Here is a 5,807-nt window from a genome sequence, read left to right as displayed (position 1 = left end):
GCACTGAGGACACCGAGACGGAGTACTGCGTCCGCATCACGCTGACCCTGGACGAGCAGCCCCCCGTAGTCTTCCCGGGGGCCGAGGACCGGCCGCCCCCCGACTCGGGGATGCTCGCGTTCTACCTCTCCCACGCGACCTTCAGCAAGGGCTCTTGCCACTGACCTGGTGATCCTTCTGAAGCCCCTGCTGCGGGCGATGGCGCGCAAACCGTCGATGTAGCCGCTTCGCCGGTCGATGGGGGCCGGCGGCGGCCCGATTCTCAGGTGAGGAACAGCACCCCTACCAGCTGCTGCTGTTGCTTCGGTGTCAGGAAGCGGCGGCATTGAGGTGGTAGGTGGTGTCGACCCAGAAGCCGTCGCCCGTATCCGCTTTGATCTCCAGGACGTACTGTCCGGGGTGGTGCCTCTTGGGTTGGAGATCGCGGCGGGTGTCGGGTGGCCAGGTGCTCGACCGGGCCGGCGGCGCCGGGCCGGAGGGCCGCGAGCAGCGCGGTCCGGTCCAGTGCAGCGAGCAGGGGCGGGTCGGCTGGCCCTGTGTGCAGCCAGGCAGCGGCCGGTGAGGGGCCGTCAAGAGTGGTGAGCGTCGTGCGGTGGGCGGCGGTGAAGCCGGGAGCGTGATGGTGCAGGGCCGGCAGCCGGGCTCCGATGGCGGCGACCACGGCCGGCCGGCTGGCGGCGAGGAGGTCCAGGACGTCCCTGGGCATCTCGCCGTCGGTGCGGGCCCGGCTCGCGGCGTAGTCCAGCAGGCACTCCAGCGCGCCCACCGCGGGATCCCGGCGCGGCGGGCCGGCCGTCGTCTCGTCGTCCGCCGCGCCGGCCGGGGCGTGGGTGAGGGTGTTGGCCAGGGCGTGCAGGTGGGCCAGGAAACCGGGCAGCAGGCCGTCGTCGAGGCCGGCCGCTCCGGCCGGGCGGCGCCAGGCTTCGCCGAGCAGGCCAAAGACCGCCTCGTCGGCGAAAAGGCGTACGGCCGCGGCCCGTTTGCCGGCCGGACCGGTACCGGGCGCGGGGCGGCGCAGCCGGAGTGCGGCGGCGACCGCGTGGGAGAGGCCCGGGCCCGGCAGGGCGCCGGGCAGGTGGGCGGTTGCTGCGGCCGCGGCGAGGGAGAACACGTGCAGGACGGGCAGACCGAGCGCGGCAAGGACCGCGGGCACGTCCGCGGTCCAGGCGGCCGGCGCGGTGGCGATGAGGCGTCTCAGGACGCCCGCGTAGGCGTCGGCGCCGGCGTCCTCGGCGGCGGCCAAGGCCCGGGCCGCCTCCGACGGGCCGTGCGCGGCCGCGAGTTCCACCAGGTCCTGGCCGCCGACATCCGTGAGCGCCCTGACCGGCTCCGGCCGGACAGCGGCGCGCGGGTCGGCCGGGCCTTGGGGGTTCAGGCGCCACAGCGCGGCAAGCAGCGGTCCGAAGCCGGTAAGCAGATGCTCTGGCAGGACCGGGGACCAGTCCCACACCCGCAGCCAGGACGCGAGCGGCTCCACGGTGCCGTCCGCGCACTCGGCCGTCACGGGCAGAACCTCCTCGAAGTCGCGGGGGGACGGTGGCGTGCCGAGCGCCGCAAGCTGGCGCGAGGGTCAGCGGAGGGCTCTCCTCCGCAGACGGTCGCGCATACCCTGCATGTATGACCACGGGGGATGAACTGCTCCTGCTAGCAATAGTTCCGGGCGGGCGGCGAATACGGATACGGGCTGATGAGCGGCTCCGGTTCGCCCTGCGGGCCTCGGAGTTGGTGGATCTGAGCCTGGCCGGACGGATCACCGTCGGCCCCCGGTGCATCGAGGTGATGGACTCCCGGCGCGTCGAGGACCGCCGCCTGAGCAATGTCCTGCACAGTTTGGGCGCGGCTGCTCCTCCGCCCAGCCTCAAGGATTGGCTGCGCCGGACACCGCGCTCCCTCACCATCGAGTATCTCTCCCGGCTGGAGGACCAGAAGGCGGTCCGGGTCCGCCGGTGGCGCGACCCCGGCGGCCGTACCCGCCACGACATTCTCTCCCTCGACCTGCCACGCCGCCGGGCGCTGCTGGCCCGTCTTGACAGCGTGGTCCGCTCCGACTCCGCAATGCCCACCACCGACCAAGACCTATCCCTCGCCGTCCTCGTCCGGGCTGCGGGCCTCGCCCCTGCTGCGTACCCGGGCCTGCGGGGCATCACCGATCGCCGCCGTTTGGCAGCCCTCGCCGCAACCGCCGGATCAGCCCCGGCAGCCGACGAGGAACTCGCTGCTTCACTGACCGCTGGCGTCGACGCCCTCACCCGTCAACTCCTCGGCGAGCTCAGCGACCTCTACGCCGACTTCACTACCGGCGGCCACAGCCTCGGCCACGACCTGGACCCGGGGAGTTGGTCCGAGGGAGGCACAGGCAGCACAAGCCACCACGGCGGCGGGCACGGGGACGGCAACCACGGCGGCTGGTGACACCGACAGCTGAGAGGGCGTTAAGTCCGTTTCTGGTAGCGGCCGCGTCCGGGTTGCTCGAGGAATCCCTGACGGGCGAGTCGTCCCAGGCGGGAGCGGGTGACGTTGATCGAGGGCTCGTCGGTGGGAAGGCCGAGGTGCTCGTGCAGATCGTGGAGGCGGAACACCTTGCCGGGGTGCTCGTTGAACGCGGTCACGATGCGCTGGCAGACGGTGGCGGTGGTGGTCTGCGTGGGGGCCGGTTCGTGGTCGGGTGGGGTGAGGCCGTCGATGACCTTGCGGGTGGCGGTGAGCTCGGCCAGGCGGGCTTCGGTCTCGGCGAGGGCGGTGGTGAGCCGCTCGATCTGCTCGCGCAGGTTGTCGGCTCGTGCGGCGGTCTCATCGTGTTCGGTCCGCAGCAGCCGCAGGAGTTCGCAGGCGTTCACGCGGCCAGCTCCACGTCGTCACGCCATGTGGGGGTAGGGGTGGTGAGGCGGCGGAGCATGCCGGCGGTGGAGGCCCAGTAGACGCGGGAGGCCGCGTTGTCGGGCCGGTGGTCATAGTCGCGGGCTAGGCGCCGGTGCAGCATGAGGGTGCCGTTGACCTGCTCGACCACCCATCGTTTCGGTTGCGGGACGAAGCCTTTGCCCTTGTCGTCGGGGTTGCGGCGGACCACCTCGACGGTGATGTCCTTCACCGCCCCGTGGATGATCACGGCGTCTTTGAAGCCCTGGTCGACGAGGACTTTTTTCAGGCGCATCCCGCATCGTTCGGCCGCCTGGTCCAGCAGGGTGATGCCGGCCTCGTTGTCGTGCGCGCTCGCGGCGAGGATCACCACGGTGATCAGGCCCAGTACGTCGACGGCGAGTCCCCGCTTCCTGCCGGGCGTCTTCTTGTTCGCGTCCAGTCCCGTCGTCTTCTTCGGCACTCCGGCCGCCACGCGGACGGACTGGGTGTCGGTGATCACCAGGGACGGGTCCTCTAATCGCCTGGACCGCTCCCGCACCTGGCAGCGCAGGATCTCCTGGATCCGCTGGTCAAGGCCGTCCTCGCGCCACAGGCTGAAGTAGTAGAACACCGCCGACCAGGTCGGGAGGTCGTGCGGCAGGAGACGCCACTGACAGTCCGTCCGGTTCTGGTAGAGCAGCGCGTTCACGACCTCGCGCAGGTCGCAGGAGCCCGGGTCCTCGGTCGCCGACCGCGCCACCCGCTCCTGCTTCCACGCGGTGACCAGCGGCTCGATCAACGCCCACTGCTCGTCAAGTCGGTTGCGTACGGCATCCGTTCCATGCCCGCGACCTCATCATGCACACGACATGAAGCGAGGACGGAACCGACCCATCACCCACGAAAGAGCGACACCACATCATCAGGAACGGGACTTAACACCCTCTAACACCCTCTGAGAGAGTGGGCGTTTAGGTATGCCTGGTGGAGCTATAACGCCTTTGTGACCAGTGGCTTTTGAGGCGACTTGCCGCATGAGCGGGGATTTACATGCGCGAAGACGGCGATCTGTGCGCCCGTTTAGCTCGCACATGCTGCACAGATTCCGTCTGGTCTAGCAATGACCTGGAAGCTCCCTGCCGGTAGGGAGCTTCCAGGCATTTCGGACCGTGCACGTTAGGACGTGTTTGAGATGTTGATCAAGGTCGTGAAACGATCTTCAGATGTCTCGTGGCGATCTGACGGATGCACAGTGGGAGCGGCTGGAAGCGGTCTTGCCGCCGATACCGAAGATGGGCCGACCTCCGAGGGATAGGCGGCAGGTGTTCGACGGGATCTGGTGGCGGGCCCGGACCGGCTCGCCTTGGCGGGACGTGCCCGAGCGTTACGGCCCCTGGGAGACCGCGTATGCGGTGTTCCGACGCTGGCAGATCGACGGAACCTGGGCCCGCGCCCTGAAGAAGTTGCAGGTCAAGGCGGATGCCGAGGGGGTCATCGAGTGGGAAGTCTCGGTCGACTCCACTGTCTGCCGAGCCCACCAGCATGCCGCCGGGGCCCGCAAAAAGGGGCTGACGGTCCGGGCCGGACGCGTCCGAACGGCCTCGCGGCCGAGCCGGACGACCACGGCTTGGGGCGCTCACGCGGCGGGCTGACCACCAAGATTCACCTCGCCGTCGACGCCTCCTTCCACGTTCTCGCAGCTGTCATCACCGCCGGCCAGCGGGGCGATGCACCGATCTTCGAGCAGGTGATGGACCGAATCCGTGCCCCCGGATCGGCGGTGGACGCCCCCGCACCCGGCCGGAGCATGTACTTGCCGACCGGGCGTACTCCTCCCGCCAGATCCGCTCCTACCTGCGTAAACGCGGGATTGCGCACACCATCCCGGAGAAGCGGGACCAGGCCGGACACCGGATCCGGCGTGGTTCCCTCGGCGGCCGTCCACCCGGATTCGACCGCGAAATGTACAAGCGCAGACACAAAGTCGAGTGCCGGATCGGCCTTCTGAAGCAGGCAAGAGGCGTCGCGACCAGGTACGACAAGCTCGCTGTCCGCTACGAGTCGACCGTCCAACTCACGCTCATACGGCAGGCGCTGTGACCGCCCGTCATACACGATCACGATCACGCCACGGGCCGTCTGGCACCAGGGCGCCGAGCACGGCCAGCAACTGTGGCGGCTCAACCGGGTCTGGCAGCGAGCTCAGATCCGACCATGCGATCCAGACGTGCGTGTCCAGGTTGACCTGCTCATCGGGGAGCAGGCCGGTCCGCACAAGCGATGGTTGCTCGTCGGCGAACAGCGCAACGAAGAAGTGCTCCGTCCCGATGTACCGCCTGCCGTTCCACTGAACATCACGGTCGACTGGCACAGACCGATCAAGCACCGCAGTCGGGTCGAGTCCGGTTTCCTCGGCCAGTTCTCGTCGTGCCGCCATCAGCGGCGTCTCGCCCGGCTCGAAACCGCCACCGGGCGGCTCCCAGAGCCATGTCCCGTCGAACGGATCACGCCAGTGCAGGAGAAGCAGGCGATGGGCAGCGTCCAGACAGATGACCCGGGCGGCGGGCCGGTGCGTTGTTTCCACCATCCTGACGCTATGCGGTGCTCAAAATGTCGATCAAGAGCTGGGCTGCGTTGATCGACATTTCAACAACGTCCTAGCGATATTTGCGGCAAAGCGTGTCGAAACGTTCGGCGCGAACCAACATCAAACGCCCACTGAGAGGGCGTTTACGTAGGTCTATTCCGAAAAGCGGCCTTCGTCGCTGACCTGCTTTGCCATAGTTCGAGTGGCATGCGAGTTTCATAACCTCTCACCGCTCGGAGCCTGCCATCCGTTTCACTCGCTTCTACCACTGGAAGTCCGTTTGGTTTGAGGATGCGCCAGAACCGCCTGACGTTCAGCGGAACGGCACCTTCCGGTCCTCCCGTGTCAACGCTACGGCGTGAGCCAGCGCAAGCCATACCCC

5 protein-coding genes and 1 pseudogene are annotated in these 5,807 nt (G+C 68.6%); 2 read left to right on the top strand and 4 right to left on the bottom strand.

The window, feature by feature from the left end; genetic code table 11:
• Positions 1 to 262: 262 nt before the first annotated feature.
• Positions 263 to 1,504, bottom strand: a complete 1,242-nt coding sequence (locus tag IEZ15_RS43285) for a hypothetical protein (RefSeq protein ID WP_189282417.1) — start codon at positions 1,502 to 1,504, stop codon at positions 263 to 265.
• Positions 1,505 to 1,617: 113 nt separating this feature from the next.
• Between IEZ15_RS43285 and IEZ15_RS43280 the strand changes: the two genes are divergently transcribed.
• Positions 1,618 to 2,412, top strand: a complete 795-nt coding sequence (locus IEZ15_RS43280; RefSeq protein WP_189282416.1) for a GOLPH3/VPS74 family protein — start codon at positions 1,618 to 1,620, stop codon at positions 2,410 to 2,412.
• A gap of 20 nt (positions 2,413 to 2,432) precedes the next feature.
• Here IEZ15_RS43280 and IEZ15_RS43275 read toward each other — a convergent pair whose 3' ends face one another.
• Both IEZ15_RS43275 and IEZ15_RS43270 read right to left on the bottom strand, forming a co-directional pair.
• Positions 2,433 to 2,837 (bottom strand): hypothetical protein, encoded by a 405-nt coding sequence (locus IEZ15_RS43275; RefSeq protein ID WP_189282415.1) that lies wholly within the window; start codon positions 2,835 to 2,837, stop codon positions 2,433 to 2,435.
• On the bottom strand, positions 2,834 to 3,637 hold the full coding sequence (locus IEZ15_RS43270; RefSeq protein ID WP_189282414.1) for an IS5 family transposase: 804 nt from the start codon (positions 3,635 to 3,637) through the stop codon (positions 2,834 to 2,836). The genes IEZ15_RS43275 and IEZ15_RS43270 overlap by 4 nt, the downstream gene beginning before the upstream one ends.
• Before the next feature lie 424 nt (positions 3,638 to 4,061).
• Here IEZ15_RS43270 and IEZ15_RS43265 point away from each other — a divergent pair.
• Positions 4,062 to 4,938, top strand: a pseudogene (locus IEZ15_RS43265) (IS5 family transposase).
• A gap of 7 nt (positions 4,939 to 4,945) precedes the next feature.
• Here the strand turns inward: IEZ15_RS43265 and IEZ15_RS43260 are convergent.
• Positions 4,946 to 5,425, bottom strand: a complete 480-nt coding sequence (locus IEZ15_RS43260) for an NUDIX hydrolase (RefSeq protein WP_189282413.1) — start codon at positions 5,423 to 5,425, stop codon at positions 4,946 to 4,948.
• Positions 5,426 to 5,807 lie beyond the last annotated feature (382 nt).

The organism is Streptomyces atratus, assembly GCF_014648655.1.
GTDB lineage: Bacteria > Actinomycetota > Actinomycetes > Streptomycetales > Streptomycetaceae > Streptomyces > Streptomyces atratus.
Note: the sequence above shows the minus strand (reverse complement) of the source record. Positions and strands in the feature narration are given on the sequence as shown.

What these genes read in the sequence shown, in the direction of transcription:
- IEZ15_RS43260 (WP_189282413.1), bottom strand. Translation starts at nt 5,425, where the DNA reads ATGGTGGAAACAACGCACCGGCCCGCCGCCCGGGTCATCTGTCTGGAC.
- IEZ15_RS43280 (WP_189282416.1), top strand. Translation starts at nt 1,618, where the DNA reads ATGACCACGGGGGATGAACTGCTCCTGCTAGCAATAGTTCCGGGCGGG.